At 73.5% G+C, this 22,951-nt stretch carries 23 protein-coding genes; 13 read left to right on the top strand and 10 right to left on the bottom strand.

The features are described 5' to 3' along the window. Positions 1-102 precede the first annotated feature (102 nt). Together BM242_RS12165 and BM242_RS12170 are read right to left on the bottom strand one after the other, a co-directional pair. Positions 103-1,569, bottom strand: a complete 1,467-nt coding sequence (locus BM242_RS12165) for an MFS transporter (RefSeq protein WP_425443838.1) — start codon at positions 1,567-1,569, stop codon at positions 103-105. Positions 1,570-1,623: 54 nt separating this feature from the next. Next, complete coding sequence (locus BM242_RS12170; RefSeq protein ID WP_093838787.1) at positions 1,624-1,905, bottom strand: Lrp/AsnC family transcriptional regulator; 282 nt, start codon at positions 1,903-1,905, stop codon at positions 1,624-1,626. Between the two features lie 375 nt (positions 1,906-2,280). Between BM242_RS12170 and BM242_RS12175 the strand changes: the two genes are divergently transcribed. The 4 genes from BM242_RS12175 to BM242_RS12190 all read left to right on the top strand — a co-directional run bounded on the left by BM242_RS12175 (position 2,281) and on the right by BM242_RS12190 (position 7,488). After that, positions 2,281-3,582: an NYN domain-containing protein gene (locus BM242_RS12175; protein ID WP_245834019.1), complete on the top strand. Its 1,302-nt coding sequence runs from the start codon at positions 2,281-2,283 to the stop codon at positions 3,580-3,582. Between the two features lie 362 nt (positions 3,583-3,944). Beyond that, positions 3,945-5,012 (top strand): C40 family peptidase, encoded by a 1,068-nt coding sequence (locus BM242_RS12180; RefSeq protein WP_093838789.1) that lies wholly within the window; start codon positions 3,945-3,947, stop codon positions 5,010-5,012. Positions 5,013-5,248: 236 nt separating this feature from the next. Then, positions 5,249-6,256 (top strand): C40 family peptidase, encoded by a 1,008-nt coding sequence (locus tag BM242_RS12185; RefSeq protein ID WP_245834007.1) that lies wholly within the window; start codon positions 5,249-5,251, stop codon positions 6,254-6,256. Between the two features lie 80 nt (positions 6,257-6,336). Then, a complete protein-coding gene (locus BM242_RS12190) occupies positions 6,337-7,488 on the top strand; it encodes a glycosyltransferase family 4 protein (RefSeq protein ID WP_093838790.1) in 1,152 nt (383 codons plus the stop codon). 25 nt (positions 7,489-7,513) lie between these two features. Here BM242_RS12190 and BM242_RS12195 read toward each other — a convergent pair whose 3' ends face one another. Next, a complete protein-coding gene (locus BM242_RS12195) occupies positions 7,514-9,328 on the bottom strand; it encodes an AMP-dependent synthetase/ligase (RefSeq protein WP_093838791.1) in 1,815 nt (604 codons plus the stop codon). 367 nt (positions 9,329-9,695) lie between these two features. On the opposite strand from BM242_RS12195, the gene BM242_RS12200 reads away from it, so the two are divergent. The 5 genes from BM242_RS12200 to BM242_RS12220 all read left to right on the top strand — a co-directional run bounded on the left by BM242_RS12200 (position 9,696) and on the right by BM242_RS12220 (position 14,134). Further along, on the top strand, positions 9,696-10,214 hold the full coding sequence (locus tag BM242_RS12200) for an SRPBCC family protein (RefSeq protein ID WP_093838792.1): 519 nt from the start codon (positions 9,696-9,698) through the stop codon (positions 10,212-10,214). Continuing rightward, a complete protein-coding gene (locus tag BM242_RS12205; protein WP_093838793.1) occupies positions 10,211-11,503 on the top strand; it encodes an ArsA family ATPase in 1,293 nt (430 codons plus the stop codon). The genes BM242_RS12200 and BM242_RS12205 overlap by 4 nt, the downstream gene beginning before the upstream one ends. Positions 11,504-11,597: 94 nt before the next feature. Beyond that, positions 11,598-12,074 carry a DUF5304 family protein gene (locus tag BM242_RS12210; protein ID WP_093838794.1) on the top strand — a complete coding sequence of 159 codons (477 nt, stop codon included), beginning with the start codon at positions 11,598-11,600 and terminating at the stop codon, positions 12,072-12,074. A gap of 74 nt (positions 12,075-12,148) precedes the next feature. Further along, entirely contained in the window at positions 12,149-13,090 is a 942-nt protein-coding gene (locus tag BM242_RS12215; protein ID WP_093838795.1) for an ROK family glucokinase, read from the top strand. A 45-nt stretch (positions 13,091-13,135) separates the two neighbouring features. Beyond that, positions 13,136-14,134: an endonuclease/exonuclease/phosphatase family protein gene (locus tag BM242_RS12220; protein WP_217652451.1), complete on the top strand. Its 999-nt coding sequence runs from the start codon at positions 13,136-13,138 to the stop codon at positions 14,132-14,134. Here the strand turns inward: BM242_RS12220 and BM242_RS12225 are convergent. Together BM242_RS12225 and BM242_RS12230 are read right to left on the bottom strand one after the other, a co-directional pair. Further along, positions 14,131-14,817, bottom strand: a complete 687-nt coding sequence (locus tag BM242_RS12225; RefSeq protein ID WP_093838796.1) for a hypothetical protein — start codon at positions 14,815-14,817, stop codon at positions 14,131-14,133. The two genes, BM242_RS12220 and BM242_RS12225, sit on opposite strands and share 4 nt — an antisense overlap. Continuing rightward, a complete protein-coding gene (locus BM242_RS12230; RefSeq protein ID WP_093838896.1) occupies positions 14,804-15,586 on the bottom strand; it encodes an alpha/beta hydrolase in 783 nt (260 codons plus the stop codon). The genes BM242_RS12225 and BM242_RS12230 overlap by 14 nt, the downstream gene beginning before the upstream one ends. 165 nt (positions 15,587-15,751) lie before the next feature. On the opposite strand from BM242_RS12230, the gene BM242_RS12235 reads away from it, so the two are divergent. The 4 genes from BM242_RS12235 to BM242_RS12250 all read left to right on the top strand — a co-directional run bounded on the left by BM242_RS12235 (position 15,752) and on the right by BM242_RS12250 (position 20,013). Further along, complete coding sequence (locus tag BM242_RS12235) at positions 15,752-16,528, top strand: lysophospholipid acyltransferase family protein (protein WP_425443841.1); 777 nt, start codon at positions 15,752-15,754, stop codon at positions 16,526-16,528. Between the two features lie 45 nt (positions 16,529-16,573). Next, complete coding sequence (macS, locus tag BM242_RS12240) at positions 16,574-17,929, top strand: MacS family sensor histidine kinase (RefSeq protein WP_093838798.1); 1,356 nt, start codon at positions 16,574-16,576, stop codon at positions 17,927-17,929. A gap of 71 nt (positions 17,930-18,000) precedes the next feature. Then, on the top strand, positions 18,001-18,687 hold the full coding sequence (locus tag BM242_RS12245; RefSeq protein ID WP_245834020.1) for a response regulator: 687 nt from the start codon (positions 18,001-18,003) through the stop codon (positions 18,685-18,687). A 324-nt stretch (positions 18,688-19,011) separates the two neighbouring features. Beyond that, positions 19,012-20,013 carry a 2-hydroxyacid dehydrogenase gene (locus BM242_RS12250; protein WP_093838800.1) on the top strand — a complete coding sequence of 334 codons (1,002 nt, stop codon included), beginning with the start codon at positions 19,012-19,014 and terminating at the stop codon, positions 20,011-20,013. A gap of 183 nt (positions 20,014-20,196) precedes the next feature. On the opposite strand, the gene BM242_RS12255 is transcribed toward BM242_RS12250, so the two are convergent. The 5 genes from BM242_RS12255 to BM242_RS12275 all read right to left on the bottom strand — a co-directional run bounded on the left by BM242_RS12255 (position 20,197) and on the right by BM242_RS12275 (position 22,940). Beyond that, positions 20,197-20,874 (bottom strand): class I SAM-dependent methyltransferase, encoded by a 678-nt coding sequence (locus BM242_RS12255; RefSeq protein ID WP_093838801.1) that lies wholly within the window; start codon positions 20,872-20,874, stop codon positions 20,197-20,199. A 71-nt stretch (positions 20,875-20,945) separates the two neighbouring features. Continuing rightward, positions 20,946-21,263 carry a hypothetical protein gene (locus BM242_RS12260; protein ID WP_093838802.1) on the bottom strand — a complete coding sequence of 106 codons (318 nt, stop codon included), beginning with the start codon at positions 21,261-21,263 and terminating at the stop codon, positions 20,946-20,948. A gap of 201 nt (positions 21,264-21,464) precedes the next feature. After that, positions 21,465-22,229: a helix-turn-helix domain-containing protein gene (locus BM242_RS12265; RefSeq protein WP_342746956.1), complete on the bottom strand. Its 765-nt coding sequence runs from the start codon at positions 22,227-22,229 to the stop codon at positions 21,465-21,467. Next, the gene (locus BM242_RS12270; protein ID WP_093838803.1) at positions 22,226-22,744 is read right to left on the bottom strand and encodes a DUF6879 family protein; all 519 of its coding nucleotides are present in this window, start codon (positions 22,742-22,744) and stop codon (positions 22,226-22,228) included. Before BM242_RS12270 ends, BM242_RS12265 begins: the two co-directional genes overlap by 4 nt. Beyond that, positions 22,728-22,940, bottom strand: coding sequence for a hypothetical protein (locus BM242_RS12275; protein WP_093838804.1), 213 nt, complete (start codon positions 22,938-22,940; stop codon positions 22,728-22,730). Before BM242_RS12275 ends, BM242_RS12270 begins: the two co-directional genes overlap by 17 nt. Positions 22,941-22,951: the final 11 nt, after the last annotated feature.

Below are 22,951 nucleotides of genomic sequence, written 5' to 3' on the forward strand. Positions count from 1 at the left end.
CCCGCTTCGGATGGCCCGGGCGGCCGTGCCCGGTGACGATCGGCACCCGGCCGTCCGGCCGGGCCACCGGCGGGCGAGGGCGCCCGGGGCGCGGTTGCCGGGTCAGTGGTGGGGGAGGGGGCCGCGGGGAAGGGTGAGGAACATCAGCGCGGCGCACAGGGTGAGCACCACCGAGCCGGTCCGGAAGGCGGTCGCATAGCCCTCGGCCAGGGCCTCCGCGCCGCGCGTGTCACCGATACGGGCGGCGGCGACCGTGGAGAGCACCGCCAGCCCGAGCGCGCCGCCCATGGTGCGGGCGGTGTTCACCAATCCCGCCACGATGCCCGCGTCCCCGGCCGGCACCCCCGAGGTGGCCAGCGAGGCCAGCGGGGTGGCCAGCAGCCCCGCACCGAGCATCATCGTTATCCCGGGTGCGAGCACCGTGGTGGGGTAGCCGCCGTCCGCGTCCATGGCCGCGCTCTGCCAGAAGTACCCCGCCGCGGCCAGCAGGGCCCCCGTCATGGCCAGGCCGCGTGCGCCCGCCCGCACCATCAGCCGGGGCGCCAGTTTGGCGCCCAGGACGATGGTGGTGGAGTGCGGGACGAACCCCAGGCCCGCCTGGAGCGGCGAAAGTCCGAGCACGTTCTGCATATAGAGGGTCAGGAAATACCAGGAGGAGACCATGGCCGCGCCGCAGACGAACATCGCGGTGTTGGCCGTGCTCACCGAGCGGAGCCGGAACAGCCGCAGCGGCATCAGCGGCGCCCGGCTGCGCGCCTCGGCCAGGACGAACAGGGTGAGCAGCAGCGCCCCGCCGAGCAGCGGTGCCAGCGTCGCCGGAGCCGTCCAGGCCGCCGACTCGCTCTGCACGATGCCGTAGGCCACCGCGCTCAGCCCGGCGGTGACCAGCAGCGCGCCCGTCATGTCCAGCCGCCGTCCGTCGCCGGTGCGGCGGCTCTCCACCAGCCACAGTGCGGCACCGATCAGCGCCAGCCCGCCGACGGGCACATTCACCAGCAGGACCCAGCGCCAGGAGAAGGTGTCGGTGAGTATCCCGCTGACCACCCCGCCGGCCGCGCCGCCGCCCGCTCCCACGGCCGTCCAGGTGCCGATCGCCCGGTGGCGGGCCGGGCCCTCCGGGACCGAGGTGGTGAGCAGCGAGAGGGTGGCGGGCGCCAGGGTGGCCGCGCCGATGCCCTGGACGGCCCGGGCGGTGATCAGTTGCCAGGGCTGCTGGGCCAGCCCGCCGGCCAGGCTGGCGGCGGTGAACACCCCGAGTCCGAGCAGAAACACCCGTTTGCGGCCGAAGATGTCCCCGGCCCGGCCGCCCAGCAGCAGGAAACCGGCGAAGGTGAGCGAGTAGGCGTTCACCACCCACTGGAGGCCGGCCGCGTTCATGCCCAGCTCCGCCTGGACGGACGGCAGTGCCACATTGACCACCGCCACGTCCAGCACCACCAGGAACTGGCCGACGCAGGCCGCCAGCACCACCAGCCACAGCGGTCCCCGGCCGTTCCCCGGGGCGGCCGGTGCCGCCCCCTCGCTCCGCCGTGCGGCGGCGCCGGTCTCGGCGGCGTGGGAGTCGGACATACCGCCCATGTTATGTGATCAAGATCACCGCGGCCCCGGGCCGCGCGCCGCCGCTCAGGCGTCCAGGCCGATGGCGAAGGCGGCCTGGAGATCGTGCTGCGAATAGGCGCGGAACGCGGTGTGCGTCTCGGTGGCCGCCACGCCCGGAACCTTGCTGATCCGGCCGGGGATCACCGCCGCCAGATCGTCATGCTCCGGCACCCGGACGATGGCGATCAGATCGTGCGCGCCGGTCACCGAGTAGACCTCGCTCACTCCTTCGAGGGCGGCGATCTCCTCCGCGATCTCCGGGATGCGGTCGGTCCGGGTCTTGATGAGCACGATCGCCGTGATCATGGCTCCTCCGCTCCTGTCGGTTCCGTGACCGGCCGCTGTGCCGACGGCCTCGGTCCGCACTTTAGCCCGGCGCCTGATCCCGTCCGCGGCCCGGCAGGCCGTAGGGTGGCCCGGGAGACCTGATCCGCGCACCCTCGCGCACGCCCCGAGCACAGAAGGTAGGACAACACCATGGCGCTCCCCCAGCCGACGGGCCGCACGTCCCCAGCGGCTACCGGATCCGGGAGGCCGGCCGGCAGATCCCCGGCGGACCGGAGGCGGCCGGGCGGAGCAGGCGCCGGGGCATGACGGACGAGGTGCACGGTGGCCGATCGGACGGCAGGTCCCACGAGCGGCGGCGGTGACGGCGGAGGCGGCACGGAGCCCGGCGAGGCACTGGAGCACCCGCTCCCGGAGCAGGTCCGGCACCGGGTGGTGGCCGCGGCCGGCGAGGCGTTCGGGGCCCTGACCCTCGCCGAACTGCCCGCCCCGCTGCGGCAGTACGCGCGTTTCACCCCTTCCCGGCGGCTGAAGTTCGGCGCCACCGCCATCGCGGCGGCGCTGGAGAGCGACGCCGTCTTCCGCCAGCGTGTCGCGGCCGGGCTGCGCACCGCCCAGCCGGAGCTCGCCGAGGCCCTGGAGCGGGGCGCGCCGCCGCCCGCCGCCGACCCGGTGGAGGTGGCCGCCGCCGCCTATCTGCTGCGCCCGCCCGGCTGGACCAAGCTGGTGGCCGCGGCCGGCGAGCAGGCCCGCCGGCAGCAGGAGCGCCAGGAGGAGGAGGAACGCGAGCGCGAGCTGGTCCGGCTGCGCGAGGAGCTGGCCCAGCTGCGCGCCGCGGCCCGGGACGAGGCCGAGCGCACCCGGCAGGAGCTGGACGCGGCGCGCCGGGAGAACGAAGGGCTGCACCGCAGGCTGCGCAGCGCGCAGAGCGATGTGCGGCGCGGCGAGGCCGCGGTGCGCAAGCTGCGCGCCGAACTGGAGGCGGCGCGCGGTGAGGCCGCCGCCGCGCAGTCCGCGGCGGACAGCGAGCTGCGCCGTCAGCGGGCCCGGCTGGCCGAGGCGGAGGCGGCGCTGGAGGCGGGCCGGCGGGCGGCCCGGGAGGGGCGCAGCGTGGCGGACATGCGGCTGCGGCTGCTGCTGGACACCATGCTGGACGCGGCCCAGGGCCTGCGCCGGGAACTCGCGCTGCCGCCGGTGGAGCTGCGGCCGGCCGAGACGGTGGACGCGGTGGAGCCCGGCGGGGTGACCCCGCACGATGTCTCGCTGCGGGCGCTGGCCGAGGACGATCCGGCGCTGCTGGACCAGCTGCTGGCGCTGCCGCAGACCCATGTGATCGTGGACGGCTACAACGTCACCAAGACCGGCTATCCCACGCTGCCGCTGGAGAAGCAGCGGCTGCGGCTGCTGGGCGGGCTGGCGGTGCTGGCCGCCCAGACCGGCGCCGAGATGACCTGTGTGTTCGACGGTGCCGCGCTGGACGCGCCGGTGCTGCTGGCGCCGCCGCGCGGGGTGCGGGTGCGGTTCAGCAAGCCCGGACAGACGGCGGACGAGCTGATCCGGCGGCTGGTGCGGGCCGAGCCCCCGGGGCGGCCGGTGGTGGTGGTCTCGGCGGACCGGGAGGTGGCCGAGGGAGTGGCCAGGGCGGGTGCCCGGCCGGTCGCCTCCACCCTGCTTCTCAAACGTCTCGCCCGGACCTGATACCGAGCCGATACCGGGGCGAGCCCGTCCCGAATCCGCGGCGGGGCCCGCCGGGCGGCCCGGCGAGCGGTTTGAGCACTCCCTCCCTTTTGCCCGTTATGACGCCAACATCCCCTAGGGATGGTGACGTTGGGGTTCCTCCTCCACGGAGAGTGTGATAGAAGTAGCAGGCCGTACGAGGTAAGTAAAAAAACCCCGCCGGGATTTGAACCCGGTGAGACGGCGTCGCTAGGGTCTGGCATCGAACCTTCACGCGGTGGACCACCCAATGGGGGTGGCCGTGGAGGACCGCCTGACCCGTGGCTCGTTGCGCGGGGCCGGAGTCATTCGGCAGGCGGCTGAGGAAGAAGGAGATCGCCCCAGTGGCGTCCCATCGTCGTCCCAAGCAGCCCAGCCGCGCACGTGTGACCATTTTCGGCGCCACTGCGGCTGCCACCGTGGCCCTCACCGCTCAGTCCGCGCAGGCCGACCCCAAGCCGACCAAGGACGAGGTCAAGGAGCGGGTCGACCAGCTGCACGAGGAAGCCGCGGAGATCACCGACGAGTACAACGGCGCGGTGGAGGCCGAGGAGGAGCTGGAGGAGTCCGTCGAGGAACTCCAGGACTCCGTCGCCCGCGGGCAGCAGGAGCTGAACGAGCTCCGCAGCGGCCTCGGCTCGGTCGCCGCCGCCCAGTACCGCAACGGCGGCCTGGCGCCCTCCATGCAGCTCTTCCTCTCCTCCGACCCGGACGGCTATCTGGAGCAGGCGTCCGCGCTCGACCAGGTCACCGCCAAGCAGGCCGAGGCGCTCCGGCAGATCGAGACCAAGCAGCGCACCCTTGAGCAGCAGCGCGAGGAGGCCGCCGGCCAGCTGGAGACGCTGGAGGAGACCCGCGAGCAGATCAAGGAGAAGAAGGAGCAGATCCAGGGCAAGCTCAGCGCCGCCCAGGAACTGCTCAACCAGCTCACCGAGGAGGAGCGCCGCCGGCTGGAGGCCGAGGAGGCCGCCCGGCAGGCCGCGGCCGCCGCCGAGGTGGAGCGCGCCTCGCGGGACGAGGGCACCCGCACCGACATCACGGTGAGCGCCGGCAGCGCCTCCTCGCGCGCCATGGCCGCCCTCTCCGCCGCCCAGTCCAAGCTGGGCTCGCCCTATGTCTACGGCTCGGCCGGCCCCAGCACCTTCGACTGCTCGGGCCTGACCTCCTGGGCGTACGCGCAGGCGGGCATCGCGCTGCCGCGCACCTCGCAGTCCCAGGCCGGCGCCGGCACCCGGATCTACTCGGCCTCCGACCTCCAGCCGGGCGACCTGGTGCTGTACTACAGCGGGCTGAGCCACATCGGGATGTACGTGGGCAACGGCCAGATCATCCACGCGCCGCGCACCGGCAGCGTGGTGAGCTACACCGGCGTGCACACGATGCCCTTCCAGTTCGGGGTCCGTGTCGCCTGACGCCGCCGGCTTCCCGGCCCGGACCGGACCGCGCGTTCGGCCGTCCGGGTGGTTTCCCGCTGCCCTCTGCGGCGGTCGTACCGGACCGTGGTGACCTGCGGCTATGCCCCGCTGTCCAGCCCACTTGAGGGCCGGCGGCCGGGTGTCGCCGCGCCGGGATACCGGCGTGCGCGCCGCCGGCACCGCTAGATTCTGCTCCCGCTTCTCGGACCCGTCCGAAGGGAGCGGAACCAGCAGTGTTCCCCAAGCGAACGCACGCCGCGCACCGCAGAGCGCGTCAGCACCCGCGCGGACTGGCACTGTCCGCGGCCGGCGCCGCCGCCCTGGCGGCCGGCATGGTGCCCGGGCCGCAGGCCGCCGCCGAGCCCCTTGACGAACTGCTGGCCGAGGCCGAGCGGGCGGTGGAGGCCTACAACGCGCTCCAGGAGCGGGTCGGCGAACTCGGCACCGAGGTGGAGCGGCGCCAGGACCAGGTGGCCCGCGGCCAGGCCGAGGTGAACGCGCTGCGCGTCACGGCGGGCGCGGTGGCCGCCGCCCAGTACCGCTCCGGCGGGACGGCACCGGCACTGGTGCTGCTGCTGTCCGAGGACCCGGAGGGCTATCTGGCCCGGGCCGAGACCCTGGAGCGGGCCGGCGCCCGCAGGGCCGAGGGACTGCGCCGGCTGCACACCGCCAACGCGGTGCTGGAGCAGCGCCGGGAGCAGGCGGCCCGGGCCCTGGAGCAACTGGAGACCCAGCGCGCCGAACTGGCCCGCCGCAAGACCGAGGTGCAGCGCAGACTCGCCGCCGCCCGGGAGGCCTACCGGCACCGCGCCCGCCAGGACCGCGCGGACCGGGCGGGCCGCGAGGGGGAGCGCGGGCCGGTGGCGGCCACCGGGGCCGCGGAGACGGCGCCCTCGGCCCGTGCCGGGGCCGCGGTGGCGGCTGCCCGGCGGGCGGTCGGCCGTCCCTACGCATGGGGCCAGAACGGGCCCTGGGGCTTCGACTGCTCGGGCCTGACCCAGTGGGCCTGGGCACAGGCCGGAGTGGCCCTGCCGCGCACCTCGCAGGCCCAGGCCACGGCCGGGGAACGGGTGCCGCTGGAGCAGGCCCGGCCGGGCGATCTGGTGGTCTACCGGGCGGACGCCAGCCATGTCGCCCTCTACGCCGGCGGGGGACAGGTCATCCACGCGCCCTACCCGGGCGCCGCCGTCCGCCCCGACCCGGTCGGCATGATGCCCGTGACCGCGGTCGTCCGCCCCTGACCCGGGCCGGGGACGGGCCGCCCCGGCACGGGCCGGGGTCCGGGACGGGGTGTCGGCGGGGGCGACTAGAGTTCCGGGTGATGCACAAGACCCTGCTCGTCACCAATGACTTCCCGCCCCGGCCGGGCGGCATCCAGGCGTTTCTGCACAGCATGGCGCTGCGCCTCGATCCCGCCGAGGTGGTCGTCTACGCCTCCACCTGGAAGCGCGACCGGGAAGGGCCGGCGGCCACCGCGGCGTTCGACGCGGAGCAGCCGTTCACCGTGGTGCGGGACCGCACCACCATGCTGCTGCCCACGCCCCGCGTCACCCGCCGGGCCTGCGAGCTGCTGAGCGAGCACGGGTGCGGCTCGGTGTGGTTCGGCGCCGCGGCGCCACTCGGCCTGATGGCTCCCGCGCTGCGCCGGGCCGGTGCCCGGCGGCTCGTCGCCACCACGCACGGCCATGAGGCCGGCTGGGCCCAGCTCCCCGCCGCCCGGCAGCTGCTGCGCCGGATCGGCGAGGCCACCGACACCCTGACCTACCTCGGCGAGTACACCCGCTCCAGGATCGCCCCGGCGGTCGGCCCGGAGGCCGCCGCCCGGATGACGCAGCTTCCCCCCGGGGTCGACGAGAAGACCTTCCACCCCGGCTCCGGCGGCGCCGAGCTGCGCGCCGCACTGGGCCTGGCCGGCCGGCCGGTGGTGGTCTGCGTCTCCCGGCTGGTCCGCCGCAAGGGCCAGGACACCCTGATCAAAGCCATGCCGCGGATCCTGGCCGCCGAGCCGGAGACGGTGCTGCTGATCGTCGGGGGCGGCCCGTACCGCAGGGAGCTGGAACGGCTGGCCGCCCGCCTGGGCGTGGCCGGCTCGGTGCGCTTCACCGGGCCGCTGGCCTGGTCGGAGCTGCCGGCCCACTTCGGCGCGGGCGACGTCTTCGCGATGCCCTGCCGCACCCGCCGCGGCGGGCTGGACGTGGAGGGCCTGGGCATCGTCTATCTGGAGGCGTCCGCGACCGGCCTGCCGGTGGTCGCCGGGGATTCCGGCGGCGCCCCGGACGCGGTGCTGGACGGCGAGACGGGCTGGGTGGTGCGCGGCGGCGCGGAGACGGCCGCCGAGGAGACCGCGGAGCGCGTCGTCACCCTGCTCGGGGACGCGGACCTGCGCCGCCGGATGGGCGAGCGGGGACGCGCCTGGGTCGCGGAGCGCTGGCGCTGGGATCTGCTCGCCGACCGCCTGCGCGGGCTGCTCTGACGCCGCGCGGCGGGGCCGGCCGCCGTCAGGCGCCGTAGAGTTCGTCGATCAGGCCGGCGTAGTCCTTGAGCACCACATGCCGCTTCAGCTTCATCGAGGGCGTCAGATGGCCGGACTCCTCGGAGAACGGCACCGGCAGCACCCGGAAGGCGCGCACCGACTCGGCGCGCGAGACCGCGGCGTTGCCGCCGTCCACCGCCTCCTGCACGGCGGCCAGCAGTTCCGGATCGGCCAGCAGTTCCTCCCGGGGCAGTCCCGCCCTGCCGTGTTCGGCCGCCCACCGTCCCAGGAACTCCTCGTCCAGGGTGATCAGCGCGGCAACGAACGGCCGGCCGTCGCCCACCACCATGCACTCCGAGATCAGCGCATGGGCCCGGATCCGGTCCTCGATCACCGCCGGAGCGACGTTCTTGCCGCCCGCGGTGACGATGATCTCCTTCTTCCGCCCGGTGAGGGAGAGATAGCCGTCGTCGTCCAGCGAGCCCAGGTCGCCGGTGCGGTACCAGCCGTCCGTCATGGCCTCGGCGGTGGCCGCCTCGTTGTTCCAGTAGCCGGAGAACAGATGATCGCCGCGCAGCAGCACCTCGCCGTCCTCGGCGATCGCCACCGAACTGCCCGGCAGCGGGCGCCCGACCGTGCCGATCCGCGGCGCGTCCCACGGGTTGAAGGCGGTCGGCGCACAGGATTCGGTCAGGCCGTAGCCCTCCAGCACCGTGAAGCCGATGCCCCGGTAGAAGTGGCCCAGCCGCTCGCCCAGCGCCGCCCCGCCGGAGATGGCGTGGGTGGCCCGGCCGCCCAGCACGGCCCGCAGCCTGCGGTACACCAGCCGGTCGTGGAGCGCGTGCCGCAGCCGCAGGCCCAGCGGCATCCGGCCCGGGGCGTCCAGCGCGCGGCTGTAGGCGATGGCGGTGCCGGCGGCGCGGTCGAAGATCCCGCCCTTGCCGCCCTCCCGGGCCTTGGCCCGCGCCGAGTTGTAGACCTTCTCGAACACCCGGGGGACGCCGAGCAGGGTGGTGGGCCGGAACGAGGCCAGGTCCTCGGTGAGGGTCTTGATGTCGCCCACATGCCCCAGCCGGATCGGCGCCATCACACAGGCCACCTGCACCAGCCGGGCGAACACATGGGCCAGCGGGAGGAAGAGCAGCACCGAGCTGTGTCCGGTGCGGAACAGCGGCTCCAGGGCGCGCACCACATTGCCGGCGTCGGCGAGGAAGGCGCGGTGGCTCAGCATGCAGCCCTTGGGGCGGCCGGTGGTGCCGGAGGTGTAGATGAGGGTGGCCGTGGAGTCCGGGCCGAGGGTGTCCCGGCGCTGCTCCAGGACCTCGTCGGTGACCGCGGCCCCGGCCCTGGTCAGCGCCTCCACCGCGCCGGCGCCCGGCTCCTCGCCGGCGTCGAGGGTCCACAGCAGGGTGCAGGCGGGCGCCCGGTCGCGCACCGACTCGACGGCGGCCCGGTGCCCGGCGGTCTCGGTCACGCAGGCGACCGCGCCGGAGTCGGCCAGGATCCAGGCGAGCTGCTCGGCGGAACTGGTCTCGTAGACCGGGACGGTGACCGCGCCCGCGTACCAGATGGCGAAGTCCAGCAGTGACCACTCGTAGCGGGTGCGGGCCATCAGGGCGACCCGGTCGCCCGGCTCCACGCCGGAGGCGATCAGGCCCCTGGCCACCGCCCGGACCTGGTCGCGGAACTCGGTGGCGGTGACGTCCGCCCAGCCGGCGGCGCCCGCACGGCGGGCCATCACCGGCTCGGCCGGGTGACGCTCGGCGTTCCGGTCCAGCAGCAGCGGCAGGCTGGCCCCGGCGGGTACCTCGTACAGGGCCGGCAGGCTGAACTCGCGCACCTCTGCATCTCCTCGGCGTCGTCGCAGGGGCCGCAGCGGACCGGCCACCGTTGGCATGGATCGGGCATTCCCGACTGGCATGGATGCCGGGCGGGGACCGTACGGATCCCGCCACAGGACGCCCGACGTTACCCACGGGTAGTAAGCCATGGGTAGGGTTTCACCAGAAGTTGTTCACTGCGTCACATCGCCGGCCGCAGGCGGGGGTGTCCGGCGGGCACCGCCCGAAGCGTACTCCAGTGGCCGGGCGGGCCCGCGCCGGCCTCCCGGCTTCCCCGGCCGCCTCCGGTGGCGGGGCGGCAGCCGCCCGCGCGGTAGCCTTCCCCCCGGTGGCAGCGGTGACGGAACGCATAAGGAGCCTCCAGCCATGGCGGAGCACACCAGGTCGAGCATCACCATCGCGGCATCGCCGGAGGCGGTGATGGCGGTGATCGCGGACTTCGCCCGCTATCCGGAGTGGACCGGGGAGGTCAAGGAGGCCGAGGTGCTCTCCGCCGACCCCCGGGGCCGGGCGGAGCAGGTCCGGCTGCTGCTCGACGCCGGGGCCATCAAGGACGAGCACACCCTGGCCTACCAGTGGTCCGGCAGCCGCGAGGTGCGCTGGTCGCTGGTGAAGTCGAAGATGCTGCGCACCCTGGACGGCTCCTACCGGCTGGTCCCCGCCTCCGGCGGCCGGCACACCGAGGTGACCTACCAGCTCACCGTGGATGTGAAGATCCCGATGCTGGGCACCTTCAAGCGCAAGGCGGAGAAGGTGATCATCGACCGGGCGCTGGACGGGCTGAAGAAGCGGGTGGAGAGCGGTGGCGCCCCGGGCGGCACCCCCGGCGGCACCCCGGGCGAGGACGTGGACGGCGGCGTGGGCGTGGAGAGCGGCGGGAAGTGACGCGGGGGGCCGGTGCCGCGCGCACCCTGCTGGTCACCGGACCGGGCGGCGCGGGCACCACGACGGTCGCCGCGGCCACGGCGCTGGCCCAGGCCGCCGCCACCGGGCAGGACACGCTGCTGCTGAGCGCCGAGCCGGAGGCCCGGCTCGGCGCGCTGCTGGGCATCGCGGCGCTGCCGTCCTGGCCGGCCTCCCCGCCGCTGCGGATGGCGCCGCACTGCTGGGTGGCGCGGCTGGACCCCGCCGAGCGCGGCCGGGCCGGGGCCGCCGCCGTGCAGGAGGAGGCCGCCGGGCTGTTCGAGGCGCTGGGCGCCGCGCCCCTGGACGACGGCGAGGTTCCCGACCTGCCCGGCACCGGGCCGCCGGCCCTGCTGGAGGCCCTGCACCGGCTGGCCACCGGCCGGGCCCGGCCGCCGGCGGGCGAGGACGCACCGGGTGCCGTACGGCCGGGCGGCCCGGGGAGCGGGCCCGCCGGGTGGGGCTGTGCGGTGGTGGACATGGGGCCGTGGGGCGAGGCGCTGCGGGCGGTGGGGCTGCCGCAGGAACTGGCGCCGCTGCTCCGGCGGCTGCGCCCGGCCGGCGCCGCGGACCGCGCCGGGGCGCCGGCCGGAGAGCGGGCCGGAGAGCCGGCCGGAGAGCGGGGCGAGGGCCGGTGGCCATGGCTGGCGCAGCTGGCCGGGCTGCCGCGGCTGCCGGCCCGGCGGCTCGCCGAGACCGCCGGGCGGTGGGCGGCGGCGCTGACCGCCGTCGGCGGGCTGCTGGCCGCGCCCGGCACCGGCGTACGGCTGGTGGCCGAGCCGGGGCCGCAGGCCACCGAGGCGGTGCGGCTGGCCCTGGCCGGGCTGGCGCTGCACGGGGTGGCCCTGGAGTCGGTGGTGGCCAACCGGCTGCTGCCGGGCGGTTCGCCCGACTCCTGGCTGGCGGGCCTGGCGGCCCGGCAACGGGCCGGACTCACCCGGCTGATGGACCTGGCGGCGGAGCTCCCGCTGCACCGCGTGGCCCACCTGGGGCGGCCGGCCGCCGGGGTGCCCGCCCTGGCCGGGCTCGGCATCCCCGCGGCCGGCCGGCCGGTCCCCGCGCCCGCACCCGAGGCGACCGACGGCGCCCTGCGGCTGCCGCTTCCCGGAATCCGCCGCGACGAGCTGCAACTGGTCCGGCACGGCGGCCAGTTGATCGTCACCGCCGGCCCCTTCCGGCGGCGGCTGCCGGTGCCGCCCGGCTGTCACTCCCGTCCCATCAGCGGCGCGGTCCTCGACGGCGGGGCGCTCACCGTCCGGTTCGCCGGCTGAGCCGCCGCCGGAGTACCGCCGCCCGGCCGGCGGCTCCGGTACCTTCGGGGCAGAACGAGCCGCCGAACTTCTCCGCAGGGCCGAGGAGGCCGCGATGAGCGAAGCGAACCCACCCGACGCCGTGCCCGAGGCCGTGCCGGAGGCCGACGCCTGGGCCACCGCCTGCAGCGAGGACCTCCGGGCCGAGCAGGCCCGCTTCCGCGAACGACGCCGGGCCGCCGCCGGCCCCGGCGGCGACGCCACCGAGGAACTGCGCCGCCTCGCCCGCACCGTGGCCGACGGGGTGGAGGAACTGAGCGCCGGGCTGAGCCGCCTGGCCGGCCGGGCCCAGATCGTGCTCACCCCCTTCGCCGGCCGCAACGCCGAGGTGCTCGGCCATCTGCTGCGCGCCGGCGAGGAGGTGGCCGAGGCGTTCCGTGCCGCCGCCGCCGGGTATGCATCCGACAGCGGGCGCCCGCGCCCGGAAGCAGACCACCAGGGCGGCCCGTCTTCAAAGAATGAACGGGATACTCCCCCCAAAGAGGGCGATAACGGCTTGGGCGACGGCCCATCCCGCATAGACCTGGACTGATACGGCACCGAACACCCTGCCTGCCTCCGGTACGGTGGTCCGCAGCGGGGAACCACCAATCCACAGAGGGACACATGGGACTGACCATCGGGGTCGACATCGGCGGCACCAAGATCGCCGCCGGTGTGGTCGACGAAGCCGGAAAGATCCTCGAAACCAGCACGGTGGCTACCCCGCCCACCCCCGAGGGCGTGGTGGACGCCATCGCCGACGCCGTCCGCACGGTCGGCGCGGGAACCGGGACCGAGGCGGTGGGAATCGGTGCCGCGGGCTACGTGGACGACAAGCGCGCCACCGTCCTGTTCGCGCCGAACATCAAGTGGCGCCGGGAAGCGCTCAAGGACAAGGTCGAGCAGCGCGTCGGCATGCCCGTGGTGGTGGAGAACGACGCCAACGCCGCCGCCTGGGGCGAGTACCGCTTCGGCGCCGGCCAGGGCCATGACGACGTCGTCTGCATCACCCTCGGCACCGGCCTCGGCGGCGGCATCATCATCGCCGGCAAGCTCTACCGCGGACGCTTCGGCGTGGCGGGCGAGTTCGGCCATATCCGGATGGTGCCGGACGGCCTGCTGTGCGGCTGCGGCAGCCAGGGCTGCTGGGAGCAGTACGCCTCCGGCCGCGCCCTGGTCCGCTACGCCCGGCAGCGCGCCACCGCCAGCCCCGACCAGGCCGAGGTGCTGCTCGCCCTCGGCGACGGCACCCCGGAGGGCATCGACGGCCGGCACATCAGCCAGGCCGCCCGCCAGGGCGACGCCGTGGCCATCGACTCCTTCCGCGAACTGGCCCGCTGGGCGGGCGCCGGACTGGCCGACCTGGCCTCGCTGTTCGACCCCTCGGCGTTCATCGTCGGCGGCGGGGTCTCGGACGAAGGGGATCTGGTGCTGGAGCCGATCCGCAAGTCCTTCCGCCGCTGGCTGGTGGGCAGCCGCTACCGGCCGCACGCCCAGGTGCTCGCCGCCCAACTCGGCGGCCGGGCCGGGCTGGTGGGCGCCGCGGACCTGGCGCGGCAGGGATAGCCGAACGGGGTGGGCGGGGCGGCCCGGTCCGCTAGGGTCGGCGGCATGAGCGCGTCGCACCCGCCCACCGGGACGTCCGGCCCGTCCGGCGCTTCCCGTTCCGCCGGTCCTTCCGGTCCTTCCGGTCCTTCCGGTCCTTCCGGTCCTTCCGGTTCCGCCGGTTCTTCCGCACCGCCGTCCGCCGACGTCCCGGCGCCGTCGGCGCCCCCGGCCGACCCCGGGCGGGCCGCCGGGGCGCCGGCCGGAACCGAGATCCGTCTGCTCAGCTACAACATCCGTTCCCTGCGCGACGACCGGGAGGCGCTGGCCCGGGTGATCCGGGCCTGCGCCCCCGATGTGGTCTGTCTCCAGGAGGCCCCGCGCTTCCTGCGCTGGCGCCGGCAGGCCGGGCGGCTGGGCATGGCCACCGGGCTGGTCCATGTGGCCGGAGGCGCCCCCTCCTGCGGAACCATGATCATGTCAAGGCTGTGGCCAAAGGTCGAACACACCGGGGATGTACCACTGCCCTACGGCCCCGGCCACCACCGGCGGGTGGTGGCCACCGCCCGGCTGCGGTTCGGCGACTCCGTCACCGGGCCGGTGCTGACCGTGGCGAGCTGCCATCTGGCCAACGACTACCCCAACGAGCGGCTCAGCCAGGCCGGGGTGCTGCTGGACCGGATCACCGGGCCGGACGGGCTGGCCGCGGGCGGACCGGCCGTGGTGGCGGGCGACATCAACGACCAGCCCGGCGGCCGGGCCTTCCGGCGGCTCAGCGGCACCCTGCGGGACGCCTGGGCGGCGGCCCCGGCGGGCGGCGAGCACACCTGGTCGGCCACCCGGCCGCAGCGCCGCATCGACGCCGTGCTGTGCACCCCGGAGGTGGAGATCGTGAGCTGCGGCGTGCCGCACGGCCTGCCCGGTGTCCGGGAGGCGGATCTGCGGGCCGCCACCGACCATCTGCCGCTGCTGGCCGTGCTGCGCCTCCCGCCGCGCGCCCGCGCCGCCGCAGCGCCGCCCGACCCGGGCGGCGGGCCGCGGCCGGGCCCGTCTCCGCTGGGCTAGACGACCGCGCCGCCGCCCGGGTCGGGCCAGTCGTCCCGGCCGTCCCGCATCCGGGCCACCAGGGTGGCGAAGCCGCCCAGGAAGCCGCCGATGCCCAGCACGGCGATCCACCAGCTCATCGGCCGGCCCAGCAGCACCGTCAGCACCAGCAGCAGCGGACCGCCCAGCACCGCCGTCCAGGCGAACCGGGTGGTCAGGTCGCTCTCCGGCAGCGGCGGCGGCTCGGGCGGCTCGAAGTGCCCCTCGTCCTCGTCCTCCGGCGCCCAGTCGCGCGGGCCGGGGCCCTCCCAGGGGCCGTCGTCGTCCCCGTCCCTGTCCCCGTCCCTGGCCCTGTCCCCGTCTCCATCCGCGTCCGCGGCTCCGTCCCGGTCCGGCCGGCCGCGCCCGGCGTCCGGGCCGGGCCCGGGGTCCTGCGGTCCGGGGCCTGCGGGGTGCTCGCGGGCCCGGCCGCGCTCCTCCCCGCCGGCCGCGCCGGCCGTGCCGCCGTCCCCTGTGCCGCCGCCGTTCAGCCCGCCCCGCGCCGAACGGTCCACGATGTCGATCCGGTCGGTCTCCGCGGTCTGGGGCCAGACCCCGGGCGGGTCCGGGGGTTCCTCGCCGTAGGCGGCGACGATCTCAGCCCATGCCGCTTGCTCGTCAATCGGTTCACGGCCCTCGCCGCGCTCCTGGTCACGCTCCGTCACGTAGGGTCTTCCTCGTCGCCATCCGGGTGATCCGGGAGATGAACGCGTCGGTCTCCTGAAAGATACGCTCCGCGTCATGATCCAACGTCGCCACGTGGTAGCTCTGTTCCAGCACTATCGCCGTCAGGTCCGCTGAGGAAACCAGGCGGCGCACCAGCCCCGAGTTGGCCGGCGGCACCACATGGTCGTTCCTGCTGGTCATCAGCAGCAGCGGCTGGGTCACCCCGGGAAGCTCGCGGTACACCACCCGGACCAGGCGGGCGAGTGAGTGGGCGGCGTGCAGCGGGACCCGGGTGTAGCCCGACTCGGCCGTGCCCGGCTTGGCGATATCACTGACGATCCCCTTGGTGCTGGGCACCAGATGGCGTGCCACCGGCAGCAGCACACGCTGCCCCCTGGCCATGCCGACCACCGGGTTCACCACCGCGACACCCTTGACCAGCTCCGCATGGCGGGCGGCCAGCCGGAGCGCCAGCGCGCCGCCCATGGACAGCCCGCAGACGTACACCTCGGCGCAGCGCGCCGCCAGCGCGTGCAGCTCCCGGTCCACGGCCGCGTACCAGTCCTGCCAACGGGTGTACTGGAGGTCCTGCCAGCGGGTGCCGTGGCCGGGCAGCAGGGGCAGCGAGACGGTGTGCCCCGCGGCGGCCAGGTGCTCGGCCCAGGGGCGCAGCGACTGCGGGGTCCCGGTGAAGCCGTGGCAGAGCAGCACACCGGTGTCGGCGGACCCCCGGTGGGTGTACGGCTCGGCGCCGGGGAGCAGCGTCATGGAGACCTCCGTGCGGCCGTGGAGCGGGACCGCTGCCACCCTACGCGCGCCGGTGACCGGCCGGTAGCCCGGAGCCTGGCTGCCCTTCCGGGCGCCCTCACCGAGCCGCGGCGGGCGGAAGGCCAGTAAGGTCGGCATCACATCGGCGAAGGAGGTCCCGGGGTGTTGTACGAGACATTGAAGGTGTCCGTCGGCGCCGGGCTCAAAGTCACCTTCCGCCCGTGGGTGGAGGGCAAGGAGTATGTGCCGGCCGTCGGTCCGGCCATCCTGGCCAGCAACCACCTCTCCTTCTCGGACTCCTTCTTCCTGCCGGCCGTGCTGGACCGCCGGATCACCTTCATCGCCAAGCAGGAGTACTTCACCACGCCCGGGGTGAAGGGCCGGCTGACCGCCGCGTTCTTCAAGGGGGTGGGGCAGCTTCCGGTGGACCGCTCCGGCATCCGCGGGGCCGGGGAGGCGGCCATCCAGGCCGGCATCGAGGTGCTGCGGCGCGGCGAGCTGTTCGGCATCTACCCGGAGGGCACCCGCTCCCCGGACGGGCGGCTCTACCGCGGCAAGCCGGGGGGCCTGGCCCGGGTGGCACTGGCCACGGGCGCGCCGGTGATCCCGGTGGCGATGATCAACACCGAGAAGATCCAGCCGCCGGGCAAGATGGTGCCCAAACTGATGCGGCCGGGGATACGGTTCGGCGAGCCGCTGGACTTCAGCCGCTATCAGGGCATGGAGAAGGACCGCTTCATCCTGCGTTCGGTAACCGATCAGGTGATGTACGCCATCATGAAGCTCTCCGGCCAGGAGTATGTCGACATGTATGCCACGGCGGCCAAGCGGCAGCTCGCCGAGGAGAGCAGGCGGCGGGCGGCCGAGGAGAAGCAGGAAAAGCAGGAAAAGCAGGAGAAGCACGAGAGGCAGGAGAAGCGCTCCGGCGGGCCCGGCGAGTGAGGCACCGAGGCGGCGCGAGCGGCATCCGGGGGGAGGCACACCGACATGGCGTCACCGGCGCGTTCCGCACCGGCCGCGCGGCAGCGCTCCCAGGCGCGCGCCGAGGGCGGCGGTGGCCGCCTGGGAGCCGCACTGGAACGCCCGCTGTGGCGGGCGCTGCTCGGCTACCGGATCCTGACCGCGGGCTACGCCTGGGTGGTCTTCGGCCTCAACTACGGGGCGTACGAGGCCCAGGGCCGTCCCGGGGCGGGCCTCGGCTATCTCTCCCTGCTGTCCCTGTGGACCCTGGCCACGCTGGACCGGGTGTCGTCCGCCCGGCGCTGCACCGCACCGTTTCTGGTCGCCGACATGACCCTGGCGATCGGCGGCATCCTGTTCAGCCGGGTCGCCGACCCGGCGCAGGAGATCGGCCCCACGCTGCCGTCGATCTGGACGGCGGGCGCCGTGCTGGCGGTGGCGGTCAGGGCGGGCTGGCGCTGGTCGGGCGTGGCGGCCGTGCTGGTCGGCCTGGCCGGCATCGTGGAGTACGGCGGGCCGGGCCGGTCCACCCTGCACAACGCGGCGCTGGTGTGCGTGGCCAGCATCGCCATCGGCTATGTGGTGGAGGTGGCGCGGGCCAGCGAACGGGCGCTGGCCGAGGCGCTGCGCATCGAGGCCGCCACCCGGGAGCGGGAGCGGCTGGCCCGGGACATCCATGACGGCGTGCTCCAGGTGCTGGCCCTGGTGCAGCGCCGGGGCAGTGCGCTGGGCGGCGAGGACGCCGAGCTCGGGAGGCTGGCCGGGGAGCAGGAGCGCGCCCTGCGCAGCCTCATCACCGGCGCCGCCGGTCCCGCTGTCCCCGGCCCGCGCACCGCCCCGGACGCCCCGGACACCCCCGACACCCCCGACGCCCCGGACGCCCCGGATGCCGCTGCCGTCCGGCCGGCCGAACCGGCGGAGCCCGCGGAGCTCGATCTCCGCGCCCTGCTGGCGGCCCGCGCGGGGGAGCGCGTCATCTTCTCCGGCCCGGCCGGGCCGCTGCCGCTCCCGGCCGCCGCCGCCCGGGAACTGGACGCGGCGGTCGGCGCGGCGCTGGACAACGTCCGCACCCACACCCGCAACGCCGCGGGCGTCCCCGCCCGGGCGTGGATCCTGCTGGAGGACGAGCCGGAAGCGGTGCTGATCACGGTCCGGGACGACGGGCCGGGCATTGCGGCGGGACGGCTGGCGGCGGCCGAGGCCGAGGGCCGGATGGGAGTCTCGCTCTCCATCCGGGGACGGCTGCGGGACCTGGGCGGCACCGCCGACTGGATCTCCCTGCCCGGGCAGGGCACGGAGGTGGAGCTGTCCGTTCCGCGTGCCGCCCTGCGCGCCGCCGCCGGGCCCGCCGCACCGACCGATCGGGAGGGAAGGACCTCATGACCCACACCGCACCGGCCTCCGGACCGGCCCCCGGACCGGCCGCGGCGGATCCGGCTCCCGCCACCACGGTCATGGTCGTCGACGACCATCCGATGTGGCGGGACGCCGTCTCCCGGGATCTCACCGAGGCCGGCTTCTCGGTGGTCGCCACCGCCGGGGACGGAGCACAGGCCGTGCAGCGGGCCAGGGCGGCCCGCCCCGAGGTGCTGATCCTGGACCTCAATCTGCCCGGTCTGCCCGGCGCCGAGGTGTGCCGCCGGGTGCTGGGCGCACATGCCGCCGCCGGCGATCCGGACGGCGCGCCGCGGGTGCTGGTCCTGTCCGCCAGCGGTGAGCAGGAGGACGTCCTGGAGGCGGTCAAGGCCGGGGCGACCGGTTATCTCGTCAAGTCCGCCAGCGCCGGGGACCTCATCGAGGCGGTGCGCCGGACCGCGGCCGGCGAACCCGTCTTCACCCCCGGACTCGCCGGGCTGGTGCTCGGCGAGTTCCGTCGCCTGGCCACCGTCCCCGCCCAGGGCGACGGCTCCCGTCCCGCGGCCCCCGGTGATCCCGCCGTCCCCCGCCTCACCGCGCGGGAGAAGGAGGTCCTGCGGCTCGTCGCCAAGGGCCTGACCTACCGCCAGATCGCCGAGCGCCTGTTCATCTCCCACCGGACCGTGCAGAACCACGTCCAGAACACCCTCGGCAAGCTCCAGCTCCACAACCGCGCCGAGCTGGTCCGCTACGCCATCGAACGCGGCCTGGACGGCGACGCCTGACCGCGGCCCCGGACCCGGGCCGGCGCGCTCCGCACCGACTCCACCCGCATGGAGCTGAACGCGTGCGGCAACGGCCGTCCATGAGCGCGCGCTCCACGGCGGCGGCACGCTCCACCGCGAACCGGGCGGCGGGCCGGCCGAGGACATCCGGCCAATTCCGGCGAGGACCACCGGATCGTCCATCCAGCAGGCATCCACCGGCAGTTCTACGGCTGACGGCGGCGCAGCGGGCGGCCCCGCCCGACACGCGGAGGGCCGCCCGGCCCTCCCGTGCCGGGTGTGATGCACTGGGGCCCGCAGCCCGTTCGAGCCTGGAGAAGACCGGTGACCGTTCTCGCGTTCGGCGTACAGACCGATGAGCAGCCGCTGCTGGAGGCCGCCTTCGGCCCGGACCGCATCCGCTGTCTGGACGTCTTCCTCAACGAGGACACCTTCCCGATCGCGGCCGGCCACGAGATCATCACCTCCAGCGTCAACGACCAGCTCGACGCCACCGTGCTGCGCGGACTGGCGGCGGGCGGCACCCGGATGGTGGCCCAGCGCGCCACCGGCTTCAACAACATCGACCTGGACACGGCGCGGGAGCTGGGGCTGACCATCGCCCGGGTCTCCTCCTACTCGCCGTATTCGGTGGCCGAGTTCGCCTGGACCCTGGCCATGGCGGCCAACCGCCGCATCGTCCGCGCCGCCCGCCGCACCCGGGAGTTCGACTTCCGGCTCGACGGCCTGATGGGCCGCGACATGCACGGCGCCACCGTCGGCGTCGTCGGCACCGGCAAGATCGGCGAAGCCTTCACCCGCATCGCCCATGGCTTCGGAATGCGGCTGCTCGGCTGGGACATCCGGGAGAACCCGGCCTGCACGGACCTCGGCATGGAGTATGCCGGACTCGACGAACTCCTCGCCTCCGCCGACCTGATCAGCCTGCACGTCCCGCTGCTCGACGCCACCCACCATCTCCTCGGCCCCAGGGAACTGGGGATCATGAAGGACAACGCCCTGCTGGTCAACTCCAGCCGGGGCGGCCTGATCGACACCGAGGCCCTGGTCGTCGAACTCCGCAAGGGCCGCTCCGCCGGGGTCGGCCTGGACGTCTACGAACTCGAAGCCGGTCTCTTCTTCACCGACCGCTCCCTGGAACCGGTCGCCGACGACACCCTCGCCCGCCTGATGACCTTCGGCAACGTCATCGTCACCTCTCACCAGGCGTACTTCACCCGCGAGGCGGTCGGCCAGATCATCGAGACCACCCGCCGCAACGTCGAGGACTACCGCGCCCACCGCACCGGCGAAAACACCCTCACCGCCCCGGCCCCCGCCCCCTGATGCCCGCCGAGACGGCCGGAGCCGGCCGCACGCGGCTGCTGCGGCCGGCAGGCGAGGCCGGTCGATGAGGCCGGTCGATGCGGCCATCGCGCGCAATGTTTCGCCCGACTGCGCCACCCTGCCATCGAAAACGGCTGGATCACCGCCCAGACCGTCCGCTACGCCGTCGAGCCGCCGTGGCCATCAGCACGCCCCTGCCTCAAGCCCTGGCCGGACGGCCCGGACGAGGAGCGTGCCGATGTCGCCGGGCGTGGGGGCCTCGAGGACCTCGGCCCGGACGCCGACGAAGCCCGCCCGCCCCAGCATGCCCCGCCACGCATCAGCGGTGTAGTCGTACCGGACCAGGAACATCGGCTCCCCGGCGAAGCCGCCTTTGAACATGCCCTGCGGCCCGTAGCAGCCGGGGATGGGCGGGGGCTGGGAGAAGACCAAGACACCACCGGGGGCGAGCCGCCGGTGCACCAACGGCAGGAGTTCGCCCGGATCGGTGAACCAGACGGCTCCGAAGACGGAGTACACGGCGTCGAAGGATTCCCCCGCCGCCCTGAGGAAGTCGCGCGCGTCCGCACAGGAGAACCGCTCCGGGGGCGATTCCGGATACCGGTCGCGCACCAGCGTCACACCGCTCGGTGAGAGGTCCACTCCCCACGCGTCGAAGCCCGCGTCCAGGAGAAACGCCAAGTGACGCCCGGTACCGAATCCGAGCTCCAGGATCCTCCGGGGGGTCCCGAGCAGCTCATGCCCGGGCCCGTGGTCGCCGTACTGCGTCCAGCGGAACTTCTCCAGACCGGGAGGCCGCTTTGCGGCAGCCGCCTCGACCCAGGTGTTCCACAGACGTTCCTCGACGGTCGGTTCCGGCATGCCTCTCCCGTGTCCGTGCGGCTGCTGGACTCCGCGCCCTGCGGAGCCCGGCCTGGTGTTTCCCCGTGCCCTCAATGGCTGTCGGGAACCTTGTCGTTGCAGGGGGAGCAGTCGGACCCGTCGACGGCCCACAGTTCGTCGTCGACGCTGAACCCCGCGTCGGGGTTTTCCATGGCGGTGATGAGGTAGGCCACCGCCTGGTCCAGAATCCGTTCGGCGAGAGACCGGACCTCGACGGAGTCACGCAGGAGAAGGGCAATTTCCCGTTCCCAGAGGCTACCGCCGTCGGCAACGTTGCCGGGCAGGTACGCGACCTTCGGCTTGACCGCGTTGAGCAGTCTCTTGGTGTCCCGTACCGTGGTGCGGGATTCGAGCATGATGGTACTCATGCAGTGCTCCTCTCGATGGAGCTGGAATGTCCACGGCCGGCCGCCGGTCCATTCCATTCCTCCGTGTCGGGTTTTCCTCAAGATAGAGAGGAGTTGGAGATCGCTCCAGAACTATTCCTGTCTCTTCCTAAAGATCATGTAGGAGCGAGTGCGTCCAGTTGGCGATGAACTCTCGAAATCCCTCGCCTTTGAGGGCGTGATTCAAGTACATGTCAAAATCTTCCGATACTGTTCCACGTCGCGAGGGTCTTGGAAAATGATTCTTCCTGTGAAGATCTCTGCGGTCGCCAGGCGGTTGTCATAGATGGTGAACGTGTTGAGGGGGCCACGGGGTATCTGGGCCCCGAGTGGAATTACTCCCAGGGTGACATGGGGAAGGCGTGACAGGGTTGACAGCCGGTCGAGTTGCACCATTGTGGCGGCGGCCGGAACAATATTCCACCTCACGGCCTGTTCGGTGAGGAGAAATATGAATTTCTTGGACTGTTCGTAAAGGACCGCTTGTCGTTCGAGCTTCTTCGTCACGGTCCTGGAGATGTCCCCCGGGGAGTGACTCAGGCTGGCTCGGATGTAATCGGGGGTGGCCAAAAGGCCGGTAATCATGGAAGGCAGAAAGTAGCGCAATTCCGTTGAGTCTTTTTCAAGTGCTGCCAGTTCCGCCTGGCGCTTCTCAAGCCCTCTGCGCCATGAAGACCGCTTGTCCTGCCACTCCGTATTGGCCATTCGGGCGAGCGCCATCACGTCGCTGACCAGTTGTGGAGAGGCATCGAGTGCATACAGGATGCGCTCAACATCGACAAGCGAGGGGGTGATCCTGCCCGTTTCTATCTTGCTGATCTTCGATTGGCTCATTGCGCAGCGCATTGCGAGCCGATCGCCAGAAAGGCCGGCTCGCTTCCGGATTTTTCGCAGCGCTGCGGCCAGGTCTGCTTTTGACTGGCCGAGTCCTTCGGGCTCCAGTGTCACCCGTACTCTCTCACGTAGTCGGAGAATGGGATGGATGCCTCCAAAGCCTCTTGCTTCCACTTTCGGTAAGGTTCCGCATCTCCGTCGTGCAGTACGCGGCCGATCTGAGTGCCGTCCGGCCTGTAATTGAGGTGGACGACCGTGGTGTCATCGAACATCCACCAATCCTGGCCATCAACGGGCAGGCCACGGCTCTCGTGGGTCACGTCCAGGATGCGGATGTCTTCCCCGGCTTCAAGGTTTCCGGGAATTCCCCACGCGAATTGGTACCGCTGGTATGCGGTAAGGGGTTGGCGTACGATTCTGACTCGCCCGATGGTTTTCCCCGCTTCACGATATGCGCGCACACGCTCATGCCAGTGTGTATTATGGTCCTCCGGTTTCGGGTCACCACGGAGGAAGCGGGCGAAGTTGTCAGCCTCACGGGGCATGGTGTATGCGGGCTGAGCTTCAAAGCGCCACGCATCCCTGTGGAACGCATCGAAGATCTTTCTCCACTCACCATCCGAGAGCACGGACGGCCTCCCTCAAAATGTGTTCCGGGATCTCTGTCAGTGTTTCGCCCTGGGGTACGGTGAATCCATTGTAGATGTGTCCCTGTACCACGAACGTCCCGCGCTCGGTGGCGTAGATGTTGGGACAGTCGTCGTCATCACAGTTCGGTCCGTCGGGCTTACCCGTGAGACGGGTGAGATGCTCCCTGCCTGCCATTCCGGCCCCCT

Origin of the sequence: Streptomyces aidingensis, assembly GCF_900112355.1 — a bacterium.
Classification (GTDB): Bacteria; Actinomycetota; Actinomycetes; order Streptomycetales; family Streptomycetaceae; genus Streptomyces; species Streptomyces aidingensis.